The organism is Streptomyces gelaticus (assembly GCF_014649535.1).
GTDB lineage: Bacteria > Actinomycetota > Actinomycetes > Streptomycetales > Streptomycetaceae > Streptomyces > Streptomyces gelaticus.
The window spans coordinates 434,205-453,590 of sequence record NZ_BMTF01000001.1; the positions used below are offsets into that span (position 1 = coordinate 434,205).

General features: G+C 72.4%; 16 protein-coding genes and 1 pseudogene. 10 read left to right on the plus strand and 7 right to left on the minus strand.

The features are described 5' to 3' along the window. Positions 1 to 101: 101 nt before the first annotated feature. Positions 102 to 704, minus strand: coding sequence for a histidine phosphatase family protein (locus tag IE107_RS01985; protein ID WP_189540287.1), 603 nt, complete (start codon positions 702 to 704; stop codon positions 102 to 104). A gap of 259 nt (positions 705 to 963) precedes the next feature. Here IE107_RS01985 and IE107_RS01990 point away from each other — a divergent pair, with 259 nt between their 5' ends. After that, on the plus strand, positions 964 to 1,179 hold the full coding sequence (locus tag IE107_RS01990) for a CbtB domain-containing protein (RefSeq protein WP_189540289.1): 216 nt from the start codon (positions 964 to 966) through the stop codon (positions 1,177 to 1,179). A gap of 26 nt (positions 1,180 to 1,205) precedes the next feature. Further along, positions 1,206 to 1,979 (plus strand): CbtA family protein, encoded by a 774-nt coding sequence (locus IE107_RS01995; RefSeq protein WP_189540291.1) that lies wholly within the window; start codon positions 1,206 to 1,208, stop codon positions 1,977 to 1,979. 128 nt (positions 1,980 to 2,107) lie between these two features. Here IE107_RS01995 and IE107_RS02000 read toward each other — a convergent pair whose 3' ends face one another. Both IE107_RS02000 and IE107_RS02005 read right to left on the minus strand, forming a co-directional pair. Then, positions 2,108 to 2,614: a GNAT family N-acetyltransferase gene (locus IE107_RS02000; protein ID WP_189540293.1), complete on the minus strand. Its 507-nt coding sequence runs from the start codon at positions 2,612 to 2,614 to the stop codon at positions 2,108 to 2,110. Between the two features lie 104 nt (positions 2,615 to 2,718). Next, positions 2,719 to 3,138, minus strand: a complete 420-nt coding sequence (locus IE107_RS02005; protein WP_189540295.1) for a tetratricopeptide repeat protein — start codon at positions 3,136 to 3,138, stop codon at positions 2,719 to 2,721. A 178-nt stretch (positions 3,139 to 3,316) separates the two neighbouring features. Between IE107_RS02005 and IE107_RS02010 the strand changes: the two genes are divergently transcribed. The 8 genes and pseudogenes from IE107_RS02010 to IE107_RS02040 all read left to right on the plus strand — a co-directional run bounded on the left by IE107_RS02010 (position 3,317) and on the right by IE107_RS02040 (position 11,554). Continuing rightward, positions 3,317 to 4,282: a pirin family protein gene (locus tag IE107_RS02010; RefSeq protein WP_189540296.1), complete on the plus strand. Its 966-nt coding sequence runs from the start codon at positions 3,317 to 3,319 to the stop codon at positions 4,280 to 4,282. Between the two features lie 325 nt (positions 4,283 to 4,607). Then, positions 4,608 to 5,345 (plus strand): two-component system response regulator CseB, encoded by a 738-nt coding sequence (gene cseB / locus IE107_RS02015; protein WP_268246544.1) that lies wholly within the window; start codon positions 4,608 to 4,610, stop codon positions 5,343 to 5,345. 3 nt (positions 5,346 to 5,348) lie between these two features. After that, entirely contained in the window at positions 5,349 to 6,644 is a 1,296-nt protein-coding gene (locus tag IE107_RS02020) for an ATP-binding protein (protein WP_189540298.1), read from the plus strand. 80 nt (positions 6,645 to 6,724) lie between these two features. After that, the gene (locus tag IE107_RS02025) at positions 6,725 to 7,498 is read left to right on the plus strand and encodes an ABC transporter ATP-binding protein (protein ID WP_189540300.1); all 774 of its coding nucleotides are present in this window, start codon (positions 6,725 to 6,727) and stop codon (positions 7,496 to 7,498) included. 59 nt (positions 7,499 to 7,557) lie between these two features. After that, the gene (locus IE107_RS02030) at positions 7,558 to 10,119 is read left to right on the plus strand and encodes an ABC transporter permease (protein ID WP_189540301.1); all 2,562 of its coding nucleotides are present in this window, start codon (positions 7,558 to 7,560) and stop codon (positions 10,117 to 10,119) included. Positions 10,120 to 10,179: 60 nt separating this feature from the next. Beyond that, positions 10,180 to 10,275: pseudogene (locus IE107_RS36035) on the plus strand (pirin family protein); the annotation flags it as partial. A 70-nt stretch (positions 10,276 to 10,345) separates the two neighbouring features. Beyond that, a complete protein-coding gene (locus IE107_RS02035; RefSeq protein WP_189540303.1) occupies positions 10,346 to 10,990 on the plus strand; it encodes a hypothetical protein in 645 nt (214 codons plus the stop codon). Positions 10,991 to 11,077: 87 nt separating this feature from the next. Next, positions 11,078 to 11,554 carry an NUDIX hydrolase gene (locus IE107_RS02040; RefSeq protein ID WP_189540305.1) on the plus strand — a complete coding sequence of 159 codons (477 nt, stop codon included), beginning with the start codon at positions 11,078 to 11,080 and terminating at the stop codon, positions 11,552 to 11,554. Positions 11,555 to 11,663: 109 nt separating this feature from the next. Here the strand turns inward: IE107_RS02040 and IE107_RS02045 are convergent, their stop codons facing one another. The 4 genes from IE107_RS02045 to IE107_RS02060 all read right to left on the minus strand — a co-directional run bounded on the left by IE107_RS02045 (position 11,664) and on the right by IE107_RS02060 (position 19,303). Beyond that, positions 11,664 to 12,941 (minus strand): MFS transporter, encoded by a 1,278-nt coding sequence (locus IE107_RS02045; RefSeq protein ID WP_189540307.1) that lies wholly within the window; start codon positions 12,939 to 12,941, stop codon positions 11,664 to 11,666. Then, positions 12,938 to 14,041: a PLP-dependent cysteine synthase family protein gene (locus IE107_RS02050; RefSeq protein ID WP_189540309.1), complete on the minus strand. Its 1,104-nt coding sequence runs from the start codon at positions 14,039 to 14,041 to the stop codon at positions 12,938 to 12,940. The genes IE107_RS02045 and IE107_RS02050 overlap by 4 nt, the downstream gene beginning before the upstream one ends. Before the next feature lie 696 nt (positions 14,042 to 14,737). Beyond that, positions 14,738 to 14,932 carry a hypothetical protein gene (locus tag IE107_RS02055; RefSeq protein ID WP_189540311.1) on the minus strand — a complete coding sequence of 65 codons (195 nt, stop codon included), beginning with the start codon at positions 14,930 to 14,932 and terminating at the stop codon, positions 14,738 to 14,740. A gap of 141 nt (positions 14,933 to 15,073) precedes the next feature. Next, a complete protein-coding gene (locus tag IE107_RS02060; protein WP_189540313.1) occupies positions 15,074 to 19,303 on the minus strand; it encodes a S8 family serine peptidase in 4,230 nt (1,409 codons plus the stop codon). Between the last annotated feature and the right edge of the window lie 83 nt (positions 19,304 to 19,386).

The following is a 19,386-nucleotide window of genomic DNA, read 5'->3' on the forward strand; positions in this document are numbered from 1 at the left end:
GATGCGAGCGGGCGCCGGGGGAGGCGGGGAAGGACATGGGTGACCTTCCCGTGCGGAACGAAGCGCATCCGACGGCGGGAGGCGCACGGGGGGTGACGGGATCAGCCGACCGGTGCGGGGGAGAGCGGTTGTCCGCATCGCAGGTTCCACCGGCCGGACCGGCCGCTGAGCGCGGTGAGCGTCAGCGGGGCGACATCCAGCCGCCAGAACGATTCCGGCGGCAGGCCGAGCGCCCCGACGATCACCGCCCGCACCACCGCCGGCTCCACGACGCCCAGCACGCGGTGCCCCTTCCCGTCCGGCCCGCCCCCGGCGGAGGCCAGAGTCTCCAGCCAGCGTCCGGCCCGGGAGCAGAGTTCCAGCAGGGACTCGCCGCCATGGGGAGCCGCCGAAGGATCGGTCAGCCATGCCGATACGGCCTCCGGCTCGGCCGCGCTCACCGCTGCCAGCCGTCGACCGCTCCACCGGCCCATGTCCCAACCGCGGACGGCCGGTTCGGGTTCGGCACACAGCCCCAGCGCCTCGGCCGTCCCGGCGCATCGCTCGGACGGTCCGTGCAGCAGCCGGTCGGCCTCGGGCACCGCTGTCGCGGTGGCCGCGGCCCGGCGGACCCCGGCGGCGTCGAGCGGCGCGTCGCCGTCGAAACGCGCCTCGCGCAGCGCGGCGTTGAGCGCCGGTGAGATCAACATCACCCGTACCGTCATGTTCCGGTCAACTCCCTGAACTCCAGCCCCTCCGATCCCACCCTGGCATCAGGGCGGCCCGGCCCGGTCATCGGCACCATGGCGGCGTCTGTCCCCAAGCGGTATCGTCGCGGCGAACATGACGTAGGTGCAACGGAAGTCCGGTGAGAATCCGGCACGGTCGCGCCACTGTGAACCCGTACCCGTGCGGGAAGTCAGACCCGGCGCCCACGTCTCAGGCACCACGATCGGGACGCGTGTTCCCTCAGGAGGTTCTGCCATGGCGCAGTCCGCTGCCCCCGCCACCGCCGTACCGGCGATCACCCCCATCTCCCTGAAGGCCATTGCCCCCTGGGCGGTCTTCTTCGGCATCCTCATGCTCGTCCTGCTGTACTTCGTCGGCGCCGAGCAGGGCGCCACCGCGGTCATCTCCGGCGAAGGTGTCCACGAGTGGGTCCACGACGGCCGCCACCTCCTCGGTTTCCCCTGCCACTGACGTACCGTCCGATCCAGGGGAAGCCCATGAACTCCATATCTGTCAGGGCCCTGCTCGTGCGTGGCATGCTGGCCGGCCTCGTCGCGGGCGTGCTCGCCCTGCTCGTCGCCTGCTTCCTCGGTGAGTCGCGGGTGGACGCGGCCATCGCTCTCGAGGAGTCGCACAGCCATCACCACGACGGCGGCGAGGAACTGGTCAGCCGCACCGTGCAGTCCACCGCCGGACTCGCCACCGGTGTGCTCGTCTTCGGCGTGGCGATCGGCGGCATCGCTGCCCTCGTCTTCTGCTACGCCCTCGGCCGGATCGGCAGGTTCGGTCCGCGGGCCACGGCCGTTCTGATCGCGGGTGCTGCGCTGCTGACGGTGTACGTCGTGCCGTTCCTGAAGTACCCGGCCAATCCGCCGGCCGTCGGCAACCCCGACACCATCGGCCGCCGTACCGCCCTGTTCTTCCTGATGGTCGCCCTGAGCGTGCTGCTCGCCGTCGCCGCGGTCCTCCTCGGCAGGCGGCTGGCTCCCCGACTGGGCAACTGGAACGCGACGACCGTGGCATCCGCCGGTTACGTCCTGGTGATCGGCCTCGCCTATGCGTTCCTGCCTTCGTTCAACGAAGTCGGCAAGGACTTCCCGGCCACCCTGCTGTGGGAGTTCCGGCTGAGCACCCTTGCCGTGCAGGCCACCCTCTGGGTGACCTTCGGCCTTGTCTTCGGACGGCTGACGGAACGGCTTCTCGTGCCAGGAGCCGGCGCCGTCACGGCCGGAGACAGCGGCGTGGGACGGGCGGTCACGTCGGCCGGCTGACCGGCACGCCGTATGCGGGCAGTCCGATGACCTGAAGCCCGCCGGGAGTTCCCGGCGGGCTTCGGGTGTTTGCGCCGGCGACGGGCCGGCCCGGACGCGGCCCCCGCTCCGGGTCCGGGGCCGCCGGCTCACTCCTCGGCCTGCGGGTCCCAGTCGATCCGGTAGTGCTTCAGCTTCTCGTCCTCCTTCACCAGCCGCATGCCGGCAGCTTCCATGACGCGCTGGGACGCGACGTTGTCCAGATCGGTGTCACCATGCACGCTGCTCACCCCCTGGTCCCGGGCGAACCGGAGCAGGGCGCGCAGGGCCTCGGAGGCGTAACCCATCCCCTGGGCCGAGGGGACGAGGCCGTAGCCGATCGTGACGTGCCCGTTCTCATCCGGCGCCCCGTGGAATCCCAACCCGCCGATCACCTGTCCGTCCTCGCGGCGTCGTATCTCGTACGAGCCGAAGGGGCTGGGGTCACCGCTCCTCGCGCAGGTGTCGAGGAAACGCTCGGCCGCTGCCATCTCGCCGGGGGACGGATAGCCGGGCGCCCAGTACGAGTCGTCCCCCGGCGTGCCCGCCACCACCCGCAGGGCATCGGAGGCATCCATCGGGCGGAGCAGGAGGCGAGGTGTCTCAAGATCGGTCATGAGCGAGTGGACTATCACGAGGGGCGGGTGTCCGGCATCCGGATTGAACGGCCCGGCCGGGTCCGCGAAGGACCCGGCCGAACGCCCTGTCGGCGCTCCCCGGCTCACTCGGCCGAAGACTCCCGGGAATCCGTCCGCCCGGAAGCCGAGCCGGAGCCGGCCTCGGAACCGGAATCGGGGCCGGAGTCGAAGTCCCCGGAGAACGCCGCCGCCATCCGCAGATGACCGGCCGCCTCCGCGCTCCGGCCCTGGCGCTCAAGAGTGCGCCCGAGCATCAGCCGCGCGTAGTGCTCCACGGGGTCGCGCTCCAGCACCGCCCGCAGCTCCGCCTCGGCCTTCGTCAGCCGCGCCGAGTGGTAGTAGGTCCGGGCCAGCAGCAGACGCGGCGACACCTGCTCCGGGACCTCCTCGACCAGCCCCTCCAGGATCCGGGCCGCGCTCATGTACTCCTTCGCTTCGAAGAACATCTGCGCACGGTCCCAGCGGTCGGCAGCCGTGCCGAACTCGTAGTAGGTGTCGCTCACTTGACCTTCTCCTTCATGGACTGTCCCCGGACCGTGCCCGGCTTCGTCCAGCCATGGGCCGCAGCTGCCGCTCAGCCACCTTGCACGGGTCGGAACAGTACACAGTCGTTGAATATTCCACTAACTTCTCGGCGTGGGTACGGGCACCCCCGGGTCCGCACGGGAATAGGTTGACGCCATGAGCAATCTCGATCGCCAGGCCGAACTCTCCGTCTGCGGGGGACGGGGCTTCGTCGTCGCCGAGCCGGTACGTGAACTTCTCACCCCTCGCCGTGTCCGGCTGGGCGAGTCCACCGAGGTCCGCAGGCTGCTGCCCAACCTGGGCCGCCGGATGGTCGGCGCCTGGGCGTTCGTCGATCATTACGGCCCCGACGACATCGCGGGCGAACCGGGGATGCAGGTGCCGCCCCACCCGCACATGGGCCTGCAGACGGTCAGCTGGCTGCACGAGGGCGAGGTCCTGCACCGGGACAGCCTCGGCAGTCTCCGTACGATCCGCCCGCGTGAACTGGGACTGATGACCTCGGGCCGGGCCATCAGCCACTCCGAGGAGAGCCCCAGGTCCCACGCGAGGTTTCTGCACGGTGCTCAGCTCTGGGTCGCACTGCCCGACGCCCACCGCCACGTCGAGCCCCACTTCCAGCACCACACCGACCTGCCGACCGTCTCGGCGCCGGGCCTCACCGCCACCCTGATCCTGGGCGAACTCGACGGCACCACCTCGCCCGGCACCACGTACACCCCGATCACCGGTGCCGACATCGCGCTGACCGCCGGTGCCGAGGCCCGGCTGCCGCTCGACCCGGACTTCGAGTACGCGGTGCTGTCCATGTCCGGCCAGGCCGAAGTCGACGGCGTGCCCGTGCTTCCCGGTTCCATGCTCTACCTCGGCTGCGGCCGGACCGGACTTCCCCTGCGCGCGGACACCGACGCGGGCCTCATGCTCCTCGGCGGTGAGCCGTTCGAGGAGGAGATCGTCATGTGGTGGAACTTCGTCGGGCGGTCCCACGAGGAGATCGAGGAGGCCAGGCAGGGCTGGATGGAAACCTCCCGCTTCGGTGAGGTGAGGGGCTATGACGGCGACCGGCTGCCGGCTCCCGAACTGCCGCCCGTCGCGCTGAAACCACGGGGGCGGGTGCGCTGACCTCGTGTGAGCGGATGCCGGTGGCTCCCGTGCTCGGCATGGTCTTTGTATCCGGGAGGTATCGAAGAGCGCTCGGCCGCGCATCGAACCGGACTGTCGGCCGGTGGCTCGGGGCGACCGCCGTTCCACGTCCTGCCGCCGCGAGAGCGGGCCGACCCGGCGTTTCCACCGGGGCAGGAGCCGCGGTTCGGCGCCGTACGGGCCCCGGGCGAAACGGCGGCACTGCCCGCCGTCTGCCGTATCGTTTCGGCGGGGGTGGCTGGGCACGAGTCATGGATGCCGGCCGTGTCTGTGTCCGTACGCCTTGCGAACAGGAGCCCTCCCCGTGTACTCGCCCGTCCAGGAAGCTTCCGCCGCGCGCCTCGTCCGCGTTCTCCTGGTGGAGGACGACGAGCTGATGCGCCGCTCCTTCACGGTCGCTCTGGAGCGCTACGGCTACGAGATGGAAGCGGCGGCCGACGGTCTCGCGGGGCTGGAGCTCTTCCGCGAGAACAGCTTCGATCTGCTGATCCTGGACGTGATGCTGCCCGGCCTGGACGGGATCGGTCTGTGCCGCAGGGTGCGGGAGACCAGCCTGGTGCCGGTCCTGATGACGTCCGCCCGTGGTGACGGACTCGATGTCGTGGCCGGGCTGGAGGCCGGGGCCGACGACTACGTGGTCAAGCCGGTGGAGACGTACGTGCTCGTCGCCCGCATACGTTCGCTGCTGCGGCGCGCGACGTACTCGCCGGCCCCGGGGCCGGAGCAGCCCACGGGCGGGAGCCGGCCGGACGCAGGGGACGTACTGGAGTTCGGGGACCTGAGGATCGACACCGCCGGCATGGAGGTGTCCGTCTCGGGCAGCCCGGTGGCCCTGACCCCGACGGAACTCAAGCTCCTCCTGGAATTCGCCGCCCGTCCCGGCGTTGTGCTCGAACGGCACACCCTCCTGCGGGACGTCTGGGAATACGGCTGGGACGGCGACAGCCGGGTCGTCGACCTGTGCGTGCAGCGGCTGCGCCGGAAGCTGGGCCGGGACCGGATCGAGACGGTCCGGGGCTTCGGATACAAGCTCAGGCGGTGAGGAGTGCGTCCCTTCCACCGGCGCGGGCCGGGCCGCACCTCACTGCGCCGCAAGATCGCCGCCCTCGTTGCCGCCACGGCCTTCCTGGTGGTGGCTGCGGTCGGCCTCCTGGTGCATGTGTGGACCGCGCAGGACATCCGCGGCCGCGGCGAAGCGCGGGCGTTCAACGCCGTGTACGAGGCCATGGACGTCTACCGGCGCACCGGGATGCTGTCGGGAGGCGCCGAACTCGACCCCTCCGGCCTGCCCCCCGAGCTGCGCGCCCCGGCCGACGACAGGCGGCACACGGCCTACGACGGGCGCGTCGAGGGGAATGTGGGGCCGACCGTCTGGGCGGCCCAGCGGACGGGCGGCCCGGACAGCCCGGTTCTCGCCGTCCAGATCAACCTGAGCCCGGACCACGCCAATCTGCCACGGCTCGACGCGGCCATGGCGGTGGCCTCACTCGTCGCGCTTGCGGCAGCCGCACCCGTGGCCGTGTACGGCGCCGGGCTGCTGGCCCGCAGACTGCGGCGGGTCGCCGAGACAGCGGCACGGATCTCCGCAGGAGATCTTGACGCCCGCACGGGGCCCACGAAGGGCCGCGACGAGGTGGCGGACATCGCCGTGACCGTCGACCGCATGGCCGACAGCCTCGCCCAGCGGCTCCGCACCGAGCGCCGGTTCACCGCGGACGTGGCGCACGAGCTGCGCACCCCCGTCGGCGGGCTGCTGGCCGCCGCCGGCCTCCTGCCGCCCGGCGAGACCGAGGATCTGCTGCGGGCCCGGGTACGTGATCTGCGCGGCCTGGTCGAAGACCTCCTGGAGATCTCCCGCCTGGACGCCGGGGCCGAACAGCCGGTCCGCGCTCGGGTACCGCTCGGCGCCGTGGTCGCCGAGGCCGTGTCCCGTACCGGCCTCGACACCGAGGTCACCGATGACGCCGCCACCACGGAAACGGTGGAGACCGACCCGCGCCGCCTGGAGCGGATCGTCGGCAACCTCGTCGTCAACGCCCACCGGCACGGCGCCGCCCCGGTGCGGGTCACCGTCCATGGACGAACGGTCGTCGTCCGCGACCACGGCCCCGGCTTCCCGCCCGAAGTGCTGCTTCACGGCCCGCGCCGCTTCCACACCGGCGCACGGGAACGCGGCTCGGGCCACGGCCTGGGCCTGACCATCGCCCTGGGGCAGGCCCGTGTCCTCGGCGCCGAGCTGCTGCTCGACAACACCGCGGACGGCGGCGCCGTCGCCACCTTGCGACTGCCCGCCCGACCGGAGGCCGGCGACACGACCGGTACGGAGCCGAGCGCGCACTGATACACGGCGGCCCAGACCCCGATACGTTCCCCGGACACCCTTCGACGTACGCGTCTTTCCGTACGAGAAGAGGAGTCCACATGACCGCCGACCCCCTGGCACTGAACCCGGTGACCGGAATCGCGGCCGCCACCACCGACCTGTCGAAGGTCTACGGCAGGGGCGACACCCGGGTCGTCGCCCTGGACCGGGTCAGCATCGCCTTCCGCGAGGGCGAGTTCACCGCGATCATGGGCCCGTCCGGATGCGGCAAGTCCACCCTGATGCACTGCGCCGCCGGGCTCGACTCGCCCACCTCCGGCTCCGTACGCATCGGCACCACCGAACTCGGCGGGCTCACCGACCGGCAGCTCACGCAGCTGCGCCGGGACCGGATCGGGTTCATCTTCCAGGCGTTCAACCTGCTGCCGTTGCTGACCGCGCTCGAGAACATCACTCTGCCGATGGACATCGCCGGACTCCACCCCGACCAGGAGTGGCTGGAACGCGTGGTCTCCATGGTCGGCCTCGCCGAGCGCCTGGGACACCGGCCCGCCCAGCTCTCCGGCGGCCAGCAGCAGCGCGTCGCGGTGGCCCGCGCCCTTGCCTCCCGCCCCGCGATCGTCTTCGGCGACGAGCCCACCGGCAACCTCGACTCCCGCGCCGGGGCAGAGGTCCTCGGCTTCCTGCGCGAATCGGTGCGTGAGCTGGGCCGGACCGTGGTCATGGTCACCCACGACCCCGTGGCCGCCGGATACGCCGACCGCGTCGTGTTCCTCTCCGACGGACGCCTGGTCGAGGAGATGGTCCAGCCCACTCAGGACCGGGTCCTCGACCTGATGAAGAGCCTGGGCGCCCGCTCCCACACCGGCTGAGCCGCGCCCGCGCCGCGCATCCCGCAACTCACGTTCCCGGAAAGTCTCGGAAGCCACCCATGCTGAGAACAGCCCTGCGCAACATCCTGGCCCACAAGGCCCGACTGGCCATGACCGCCCTCGCAGTCTGCCTGGGGGTCGCGTTCGTCAGCGGTACCCTCGTCTTCGCGGACTCCACCGCAGAGGCCCACCGCGCCGCCGCGTCGAAGAACTTCGCCGACATCGCCGTCACCGTGACCGAGAAGGCTCCGGAGCCCGGATCCCCGGCCCAGCGCCGGACCGGCGTGCTCGACGACATGCTCGTGGGGAAGCTGGCCCGGGTGCCCGGCGTCGCCGCAGTACGGCCGTCGGTCGACGGCTCGGCGACCCTGAACGCGGCGGACGGCACCCCGCTGAGGGCCGGCCGGGCCTGGTCGAACCTGGCCGCCGCCTACATACCGGGCAAGGACGGCAAGGACAGCCGCCACCCGCTGGCCGAGGGGCGCCCCCCGTCCCACAGCGGTGAGCTCGCGGTCGACAGCGGCACCGCCGCCGCCGGCCACTTCCGTGTCGGCGACACGATCACGCTGGCCACGGACGGCCCGGTCCTGACCAAGCGGCTGGTCGGCATCGTCACCACCGACGACACCCGGGTGACCGCCGGCGGCACCCTCGCGCTGTTCGACAGGGCGACGGCCCAGAAGCTGTTCTCGACCCCCGGCCACTACACCGGCATCGACCTGTCCGCCGCGCCCGGGACCACCGCGTACGAACTCGCGGACCGGGTCGCGGCCGTGCTCCCGGCCGATCGCGCCGAGGCCACCACCGGTCACGCCCAGGCGGCCCAGCAGGCCGTCCTCGTCGACACCCTGACCCGCGGCTACGAGAAGGTGCCGATGGTCTTCGCCGGGGTCTCGCTCTTCATCGGCTCGTTCCTCATCGTCAACACCTTCACCATGCTCGTGGCGCGGCGCACCCGGGAGACCGCCCTGCTCCGGGCGATCGGAGCCTCGCGCCGTCAGGTGTCGCGCTCCGTCCTCCTTGAGGCCCTGGTGGTCGGCCTGGTCGCCTCGGCTGCCGGCTTCCTGCTCGGGCTCGGCATTGCCATGGTGCTGCCCGGTGTCCTCGGCACCGGCGGGAACACCCTGCCCCGCGGCCCTCTGGTGATCGGCCCGCGCTCGCTGGTGGCGGCGTTCGGTGTGGGCGTCGGCGTCACCGTGCTCGCCGCCTGGCTGCCGTCCCGCCGGGCGGCGAGGATCGCACCCGTCGAGGCGATGCGCACGGCCGAACAGCCGCCTGTGGCAACGCGATTCCGGCTGCGTGGCGCGGTGGGCCTCGGCCTCCTCGTGCTCGGCGTCGGCTGGCTGGTGGCGCTCAGCGGCGCGAAGGACGCATCGGAGGAGAACCTGCGGAACGCGATGGCCGGCTGCGCACTGCTCGTCGCCGCCCTCATCGTGCTCGCACCGCTGCTCGCCGTCCCGGTGATCCGGCTGACCGGGCGGCTGACCGGCGGCTTCGGGATCACCGGCCGCCTCGCCCGCGAGAACGCCCTGCGCGACCCGCGCCGCACCGCCGCCACTGCCGCCACTCTGCTGATCAGCACCGCGCTCGTTACCGGGCTCGCCGTCATCGGGCACTCCACCGGGCAGGCCCTCGACCGCCAGGCCGCCGCCGGCCTCGGCGCCGACTACGTCATCAGCACCCGCTCCACCATGACGGGCATCGACCCCAGCGCCGTACGGCGGGTCGCCGACACCGCCGGAGTACGCACAGCGAACGCCGTCACGGACTCCACCATGTTCACCGGCGGCGGAGTCCGGCAGATCTCCGGAGTCGACCCCGCCACCGTCAACGACACCATGAAGCTCGACTTCGTCTCCGGCTCCGCCGAGAACCTCGCGCCCGGCCGGATCGCCATCTCCAGCACCCTTGCCCGGGAGCTCGCGGTGACCACCGGCGACGTGCTCGACATCGGCCTGGGGCGCAGCGAGCGGTTCACCGAGTACACCGTCGTGGGCGTCTACAAGGACAACCCCATCGCCCGTGACGCACTCGCCACCCGCACCGAAGTCGCGAGGAACAGCCTCCTGCCCGGCTCCGTCCAGCGCGTACTCGTGCGCGCCGACGGCACGGAGCCGAAAACCCTTGAGGCAGGCCTGCACACAGCCTTGGGCAACAACCCGCTGTTGCAGGTACAGGACCGGGACCAACTCGTCCGCGAGGCCGCCGGCACCATGGCCGACCTGCTGAACGTGATGTACGGGATGCTCGGCATCGGCGTCGTCATCAGCGCGCTCGGCATCGTGAACACACTGGCCATGTCGGTCGCCGAACGCACCCGTGAGATCGGCGCGCTGCGCGCCCTCGGCATGGACCGCGCCGGCATCCGCCGGATGATCCGTCTGGAAGCGCTGACCGTCGCCGGCTTCGGAACCCTCCTCGGCCTGACGGGCGGCCTGTTCGGCGCCTGGGCGGTCGGCTCCCTCGCCAACGGCGCGATCGACCAGTACTCCCTGACCCTCCCCTGGGGGACACTTCTCCTCGTCTGCCTGATCTCCCTCACGTTCGGTGCCCTCGCGGCCGCCGTCCCGGCTCGCCGGGCAGCTGCGCTGAACCCCCTGGAGGCCGTCATGGAAGCCTGACGTTCCTTGCCGCACCAGCCGGGGAGACCGAAGAGGCCGGGCAGGGCCGGGACGGGGTACTCCCGCTTCGGCGAGAGGAAGGCTTGCGGCGGCGACCGGCTGCCCGCTCCCGAACTGCCGCCCGTCGCGCTGAAACCGTGGGGACGGGTGCGCTGACCTGCGATGACGATCCTTCCGGCGGGCCAGTCCGGCCCGTCGGCACGGCCCGCACGGTAGGCTCTCGCGCATGCTCCCTGCCGCGATGCCTCCCCGACTCGGCGGACTGTGGCGAGCGACGGATTCGGGTGTCGCCCACGCGCCGCAGCAGCCGGCGGAGCTCCGCCGGGCACGCCGGGGAGCCACCCTGCTCATGGTGCTGGCGTGCCTGCTGGCGATCGCGGCCGTCGCGATGTGCGGCAGCGCGGCGGCACATTGGGGCGACGAGTACATACGGACACCGAACCGGTCCGGAGAACCGGGGAGGTCCCGCCCGATCGTACTGTTCGGGCTGGGCCTCCTGCTGCTCGTCCCCGCGGCCCTCGCCGTAGCCGGTGCGCGCGGCCTGCGCAGGCCCAGGAAGCCGACGGTCGAGCTCACCCCCGCGGTGGTGCGATCGAACATGTACGGCGTCGTCGAGGTGCCGTGGGACGAGGTCCTCGGGGAACGGGCGGCGGACGGACCGCACATCGATCTCGCCGGTCCGGCGGGCAACTACCGGATCACGGGACGACGCCGCAGTGAGGACGACGCGGCATCGCTCCGTCTCTACGCTCCGGCCGGCGAACTGCTCCCGCTGCTGGCGTGGCTGCGGGAGCATCCCGAGTCGCGCCCGACGGTTCTCGCGCCGTGGTCGGACCAGGTGGCTGTCAGGGACAACGACGCGGTGCGGTGACGCGGAGGCACACGGGGCGCGGTCGCGCCGTCGTGGAACTCCTGGCCTACGCTCTCGGGCGCGCCATCGGACAACCGGTCATTCACCGTGGACGACGCTGTCGAGGTTCCCGTTCCCGCGCCCGGTGCGGTCTGGACGGTCGGCGCGGTCGTCCTCAACGGGGAGGGTGCGGCGTTCGCCCAGAAGCGAAGCCCGCACCGCCGCCTCTTTCCCGATTCGTGGGACATCGTGGGCGGCCATGTCGAGGCCGGTGAAACCCTTTTGGACGCTCTCGCCCGCGAGATCGAGGAGGAGACCGGCTGGCGCCTGCGCCATGTGCGGCAATTCCTCGGAACCAGTACCTGGACCGGAGACGACGGCGCCGGTCTCCGTCACGAGGCGGACTATCTCGTCGAGGTCGAAGGGGACTTGGGCAGTCCGGACCTGGAATGGTCCAGGCACTCCGCCTTCGACTGGTTCGGTCCCGGCGACCTCGCGCGTCTCAAGGAGAACCGCGCGCCCGGAGAATTCCTGATCCACGACCTGATCGCGTCGGCCCTGAGGAATCGGGCGGACGGCACGTGAACGTCCGGCCGGGCGGCGACGAGTCGGCCGCGCTTCCCGTCCCCTCGGCAGGCCGCGCGATGATGCCCTCGCGCAAGCGGCGCGGGAGCGGCCGACGGGCCTCCCGGCCTCACGCCGCGGCCGCTGCCGCGGTGTGAGCGAGGCGCAGATGCCCGGTGCGGCGCAGGCCGGTCAGCGCGGCGGCACAGGCGAGGCCGAGCGCGCACAGCGCGGTCCACGGCAGCCAGGGGGCATGCACGCGGGCGGCCAGGTCGAACAGGGCGCCCACAGCGAGGTTCCCGACGGCGACGGCCAGGCCGGCCACGGTGCTGTAGGCACCGTAGTAGGTGGCCATCAGGCGCTGTCCCGAGAGGCGGACCAGTGTGTCCATCTCGAACGGGTACAGCAGCGTGGAACCCGCGGCCAGCAGTGCCGCGCACACCGTCAGCCCCCCGAGCCCGAGCACGGCGGTCAGTCCGTGGACGCGTCGGTGCGGACCCGGCAGCAGCGGCAGGAACGCGGCGGCCATCACGACCAGGCCGAGTGCGATCGCCTTCGGCGGGTCCAGGCGTTTCCTGGCCCAGTCGGTCAGGCGGAGCTGACCGGCCACCGCGACCAGCGCGGAGACGGCGAAGACCGCACCCATCGCGCCGCCGTTGCCGTCGCCCAGCAGGGTGCGGGCCTGGAGAGGCAGGGCGAGGTACGTCTGAAAGGCCAGCAGGTAGGAGCCGGCCATCGCGGCGGAGAACAGGACGAAGGGCCGGTTGCGAAGAATCGTCCGCCAGTCCGTGGCGATGCCCCGCCAGCCGCCTGTACGTTCCGGGTCCGCTGCCGGGCGCCGCGCCGGGAGAGCACGGGCCTGGACGACGGCGAGGGCCCCGAACACCGCCGCGGAGGCGCCGCACACCACCGGGAAATCGAGCGTGAGCAGGGCGAGACCGGCGAGCGGACCGAGCAGGATGCCCGCCTGGTAGAAGACGTTGAAGGCGGCGAACGCCTCCACCCGGCGCTCTCCGGCACCCTGCGCGAGGTAGGCGCGGACGGCGGGGTTGAACAGGGCGCCGGCGAACCCGGTCGCGGCGGAGGCGACGATCAGGGCGGGCAGGCTGTCGGCGAAGGCCAGCACCGCGAACGCACCGGTCCGCAGGGCACAGCCGGCCAGGATCATGGGCTTGTAGCCGATCCGGTCGGCCAGGGTCCCGCCGAGCCAGAACATGCCCTGCTGGGAAAGGTTGCGTACACCCAGGACGAGCCCGACCGCCCAGGCGGCCAGGCCGAGGCCGTGGGCGAGATGGTCGGCGAGGTAGGGCATGAGCATGTAGAAGCCGAGGTTGATGCCGAACTGATTGACCATCAGCAGCTGGATGCCGGGCTCGAAGGAGCGCACCTGGGCGCGCAGCCGCCTCACCGGGCACCCACCAGCGCGGCAGGGGCGACGGCCGGGCCGCTGACCGTACGGCAACGCGTCCAGGACGTCACGGTGCGCTCGCCCGGGTCGGTGATCTCGTCGGGCTCGTCCGGCAGCGGGGCCGGGGGCTCCAGGAGTTTGTGGCCGTGGCACCAGCCGTCGTTGTAGATGGTGTCGAGGTAGCGATGGGGTCCGTCGGGGAAGACCGCGGCGATCCTCGTTCCGGCGGGGTGGGTGCGGGCCGCCCATCCGGCGACCAGCGCGACCGCCCCGACACTCCAGCCGCCTGAGGCGTAGTGGTGGCGGGCCAGCGACCGGCAGGCGCGGACCGCTTCGGCGGGGGCCACCCAGTGGACCTCGCTGAAGGCCGGGTAGGCGACATTGCCCGGATGGATGCTGGAGCCCAGCCCCCGCATCAGGCGCGGTCCGGCCGGTTGGCCGAAGATCGTCGACCCGGTGGAGTCCACGCCGATCAGCGCCAGGTCGGGGAACGTCCGGCGCAGCGCGGCCGAGATCCCCGCGGAGTGACCGCCGGTTCCGACGGAGGCGACCAGGAGGTCGACACGGCCGAGCTGGGCGACGAGTTCGGCGGCCAGGGGGGCATAGGCCGCCACGTTGTCGGGGTTGTTGTACTGGTCGGGGCACCACGCCCCGGGGGTCCCGGCGAGCAGTTCGGCCACCCTCTCCCGCCGGGCCTGCTGCCAGCCGCCCGTCGGGTGCGCGGTGGTGACGGTCTCGACGCGGGAACCGTAGGCGGTCAGCGCCCGGCGGATTCCGGGTTCGAGCCCGGGGTCGGTGACCACGGTGACCGGGTGCCCGAAAGTGATGCCCGCCAGGGCCAGGCCCAGCCCCAGGGTGCCGCTGGAGGATTCGACGATCGGGGCACCGTCGGCCAGATCGCCGCGCTCCCGGGCGCGGGCCACCATGTGCAGGCCGGGGCGGTCCTTGATGCCGCCCGGGTTGGCGCCTTCGAGCTTGGCCCAGAAGCCACGGCCGGCCTCGGCGAAGGGTTCGCCGATCCACAGCACCGGTGTGTGGCCCACCAGTTCGGAGGGTCCACGGGCGGACATCGGGGCAGGGGTGTACGAGGAAATGTTCATGAAGGTGTCACGGCTCCTCGCCCCGGGCCGGCAGCGGCCGTCGGGGCATCGGGGGATCAGGGAGCGGACACACAGCAGCCCGGACCGGGTCCGGCGCGAGGCCGGAGGGCGGCGGCTGTGCGGGGCCCGGTCAGGTCCGCGCCACGCACAGGGCCGTGAGAATGCACCGCCCACCGAGAGAGCCGCGGTCCGGCGCCCGAGCCGCTGTGCCGCCGGACAGGGCAGCCCCGGGCGCCCAGGACCGAACATCCACCGGGAGCGCCCCGCCCGGGGCGGAAGGGGGCGGGGCATCGACGCGAATCCAGTCCGCGGCGTGATCCGGCTCGGGACAGCACGGGGACGGATCGGGAGACAGCGCCGCGGTGGCGGCCCGGCCCTGCGTGCCGGGCGCCGCAGCGGGAGCGGCGTCCGCGGCCATCGAGGTCATGGGGTCGTGATGGGTGCCGAACGCCGGGCCATGGCTGTGTGCGCAGCCCAGGAGGTGGAAGGCCGCCCAGAGCAGTACGAGCAGCACGCCGCTGTTCCACCTGCGGCGATCTGCCGGGGGGAACGAGGCCGCACCGAACATTGACTCAAAGTACCGAAACGGACACCCAAAGTCACACTTGTCGTCGGTGAGGGGCGGAGGGGTGCCGGATGGCGGCGCAGCCGTCAATCACGCGTCACGGGTCATGGGTCCGGGACGGGCGTGGCGCTCTACCGGGTGCTCGCCGTGAAGAGGACCGGCGAGCGGGTCTTCGTGGCTGTGGACGGCGGCATGAGCGACAACCCGCGGGCCGCGTTCGTACTGGTGAGATCCGCACGGAAAGGCACGAGGAGCGCGGCGACAACGGGCGGGCAGACCAGGGCGGCGGCCACAGCCGCACTGTCCCGCAGGGGGAAACCGGACATGCGAGCCTCCTGGGGTCCGTCTTCCACGATTGCTTCGCCGCCCCGAGCGGTAGCCGGGCCCCGGCCCCGTGGTTCCGGGAGAAGCATGGACGGGGCGCCCGGACCGGGATTCGGTCCGGGCGCCCCGCCGGGGGATGGTGATCAGTGGCGCAGGTCGAGACGGTGCACACCGCCGTCGACGGTGCCTACGTAGAGCGTGCGGCCGTCGGGGTCCGCCGCCAGTCTGGTGGTGTCGGTGTTCTGGAGGCCGGTGGAGATGTTCTGCCAGCTCCGGCCGTGGTCGGTGCTGCGCAGCACGCCGCGCCCGCCTTGCGGCAGGCCGCTGGCCCGGGAGCTCGTGGTGGCCGCGTAGAGCGTGTCACCGACCCGGAGCAGGTCGGAGACATGGATCGCCAAAGCGCCGGTGTCCGAGGTGCGGAAGGTCCGGCCGCCGTCGGTGCTGACGCGGACGCTCTCGCCGCCGATGACGAGACGCCGGCCGTCGAGGTCGATCGCGGCCACCGGGCCGTCGGCGACCTTGGTGACGGTCACCCCGCCGTCGTCCGACCGGTAGAGACCGGCGGTGTTGCCGAGCCACAGGCGCCGCGGGTCGACAGGATCGCCCACGACGGTGTTGAAGGCGCGGTCGTGGTAGAGGTTCTTCCATGTCGCGCCGCCGTCACCGGTGGCGAACAGCCCCTGGCCGAGCAGGCTCCGGAAGCTGACCATCACCCGGTCCGGGTCGGCGGGGTGCACCAGCAGCGCCGTCGGTACCTCCGCCGAACTTCCCTTCTTCTCCCAGGTGTTGCCGCCGTCGCCGCTGCGTTCGACGTTGAACGCGCCGTACGCGGTTCGCCGGACCTTCCAGACCACCTTCGGATCCTTCGCCGACACGGCGAGTTGGGGGACGTCGACACCCCGCATGCCCTCGCCGCCCGACCGGCCCCATTCCGGACCGGCGACGGGAAGGGCCGTGCGGTAGACGGCGCTGTCGGTGGCGGCGAGCAGCCGGCCGTCACTGACCGCGAGATCGTTGACGGTCAGCCCCTGGACGCCGATCCGCCGGTAACCGGTGCCGTCCGCGGCACCCCGGTAGAGGCCGTCCTGCTCGCTGGAGACGGTCACGGAACCGTCGGCCCAGCGGTCGTAGTCCACCGCCAGGGCCGCCCGGGACGGCGCGGGCACCTCGGTCCAGGTCTTCCCGTGGTCGCGGCTGAGGCGGCCGCTGCCGAACAGCGTGCTCAGGTGCAGGTCGTCGCCCGAGACGGTCAGGCGGAGGCCGCCTTCCGCCATGGGCAGCAGGGTGCTCCAGGTCTTCCCGCCGTCATGGGAACCGACGACCCCCCGGCCCGGGACGTGCACCGCGACGACCGAGGCGTCGGCGGCCATCGAGCTAACGGTCTCGTCGGCCGGATCGAAGACCAGGCGCGCGTCGCCGGGGTCGCCCGAGCCGATGCCGGAGCGGGCCCAGACACCGTGGTACGTCGTCAGGTAGAGGGTGTCACCGGTGACCGCGGCGGCGGTGACGGCGCCGGTCACACCGGTCGGGTACGTCGTCCAGTGGTCGCCCGCGTCCGTGCTGACCAGCAGCGCGTCCGAGGTGACGGCGACCAGGGTGCGGGTCTGCTCATCGGCGGCGAGTGCCGCGATGCGGGTGTCGGGGACGTCGAGCGTGCGCCAGGTGCGCCCGTTGTCATCGGTGCGCAGGACGGCGCCCCGGCGGCTGCCGTCGTGGACGCTGTTCACGGCGTACCACCAGCGGTCGGGATTCTCCGCGTCCACCACGAGCGGACCCGTGCCGTCCGCGACGGGCAGTCGGCTCAACTGGCGCCAGGAGGCGCCGTTGTCGGTGGTCAGCCAGGGAGCTGCCTTCTGGTACTGGGTGAGGACGGCCTGTTTCGGCCGCCCGGGGGAGAGGGCGAGCGAACCGGCCTCGCTGTGGGGGCCGACCGGCTCCCAGCGGTCGTCGCGGCTGTCGACCGGAGTGACCTCGAAGGCACTGGCGCCGGTGAGCAATTGCCCGGTGCCGGCGGTGCCGCGTACCGAGACCCGGTAGGCGCCGGCCACGCTGCCGGTCACCTGGGACCGGTAGTAGCCGGTGGCGGGATCGAGTGTTGAGGTGAGCTCGACCGGTTTGCCGTGCGGCGGGGTGACGGTGACGACCGGCGGTGCGGCCAGCCGGGTCGGCGCCGCGATGTGTACGGTCGAGTGGCCGTCGCTGGGGTCGGGGGCGGCTTGGACGGCCAGATGCCGGACGGCGAGCAGGTAGGGGACTGTGATCGCCGGTCCCCGGTCGGGGATCGCCGTGACACGGCCGCCGATCTCGGTGTCGGCGGCGGGCCGGTCGACGCGCAGCGAGACCGTGACGGTCGCGGTCCGCCCGGCCGGTACGGTGACCCGCCTCGGCCAGACCTTGGCCGGACCGTCGGTCCGCAGCGAGGTGGTGACCGGCCGCTTGCCGGGGTTGCGCAGGGTCACCTTCGCGGTGCCGGCGACCTGGCGCCCGGACAGGTCGGCGAGTCCGAACGACACCGAGGGTGGTGAGGCGCTGACCGCGGCCGAGGCGGCGGCCGCCACGTCGAGCCGGCCCGCGCCCCGCGTCGTGGGCCCGGTGCCGCTCAGCGGCTTCGCGGTGCCGATCAGCTCCGCCTTGATCTCGGCGGGCGTCCGGCCGGGGTGCAGCTGACGCAGCAGGGCCGCGGCACCGGCGACGTGCGGTGCCGCCATCGACGTACCCGACATGCGGTACTGGCCGGGCCCGTAAAGGGACTTGGGAATGGTGGAGCGGATCTCCACGCCCGGCGCGACCAGATCGGGTTTCAGACCGAAGCCGGGCGTGGGGCCGCGTGAGGAGAAGGAGGCGATCCGGTCGGTGGTGTCGGTGCCCCGCAGTGTCACCGACACCTTCCCGGCGGCGAGCCGGGCGCTCAGTTCCTGGTACTGGGTCGAGTCGATGCCCATGACCACCAGGCGGTCCATGCGCAGCGAGTCACCGGAGGCGTCGATCCGCGCGCGCGACGGCGGCACTTCGGTCACTCCCGGCTCGGCGTTCACCTCCGGCGGCCGGACCCCGTCCGGCGCACCGGCAACGAGCACCGGGCCGTCGTTGGAGGGCAGGCCCGCCAGCACGGCGATCGCACCGCGCCTCTCCGCCTCCCGGGCCCACTCCACGGCGCTCGCCGTCAGGTACTGGGCGTCGGCGGCGACGAGCATCCGTCCCCGCACGATCTTTCCGCGTACGTCGCCGACCCGCTTCCAGTCCTCGGGCGTTCCTTCGCCGACATCGACGAGCGGCACCGTGACCGGGTCCTTCGGCGGGTTCGCGGACAGGACACCGCGGTAACTCTGGATCAACTCGGGTTTCCGGCCCGCCAGATAGGCGGTGGGGAGGCGCAGATTGCTCGTCGACGCGCCGACCGAGAGCACGCCGTCGGCCGTGCCGGGGCTGCTGACCGTACCGGCGCCCGGTCCGTCGTTGCCGGCCGCAGCCACCACGACGACACCGGCCCGCACGGCCGCCGTCGCGGCCCGGCCCAGCGGGTCGGTCCCGTCACCGGGGCCGCCCAGACTCATGTTGATGACATCGGCGCGGTGCGGGTTGGCCGGGTCGGAGGCCGCCTCGATTCCGGCGATGATGTCCGAGGTGTAGCCGGAGCCGTCGGCGTCCATCACCTTGTACGCCAGCAGATTCGCACCGGGTGCGACACCGGTGACGCCGCCCTTCTCGGCGGCCCTGCCCGCGACGATGCCGGCGACGTGGGTGCCGTGGCCGTTGTCGTCCATCGGGTCCTCGTCGCCGTTGACGAAGTCGTGCCCGCCGACGACCTTGTGGCCCTTGCCGAGTCCGCCGCCCAGGTCGGGATGGGTGTAGTCCACCCCGCTGTCCAGGATCGCGACGGTGGTGCCCCTGCCGTTGACGCGGCTTCCGGCGGGGTCCTTGCGCTGCCAGACGCCGGGTGCGCCGATCAGTGGCACGCTCGCGTCCGTCTTCGTCAGGACCCGGGTGTCGGGGCGGACGGCGGTGACGCCCGGCAGCGCGGACAGCCGCCCCACCTCGGACGCGGGCACCGTCATCGCCACGGCATCGATGAGCAGGCCGAGTCTGCGGGTTGCCGACGGGTGCAGGCCGGCGCGTCTCGCCGAGCCGAGAAAGGTGTCCTGCCGCGCGTCGAGCGCCCGGCGGGCGGCACCGACGTCGCGGGCGGCCCCGGCGGACAGCAGTGAGCCACCGGGCGCGGCGGTGACCGCAGGATTCCCGGACAGTTCGACGAGCACTCGTTGTGACGGGGCGTGGGCGGACGCGTCGGCGGCAGCCGGTGTCGCCGCCAGCGTGCCGGCGAGCACGACGGCGGCGAGAGCGGCATGACGCGATCTTCGTGACTTCATTGCCATGCGTAAAGGTCCTAGTGGTGAGGGCACTTGCCGCACAACTGATCTCCGTGGCCCATTGCTGCCGCTGGCACAACTGGGCCACC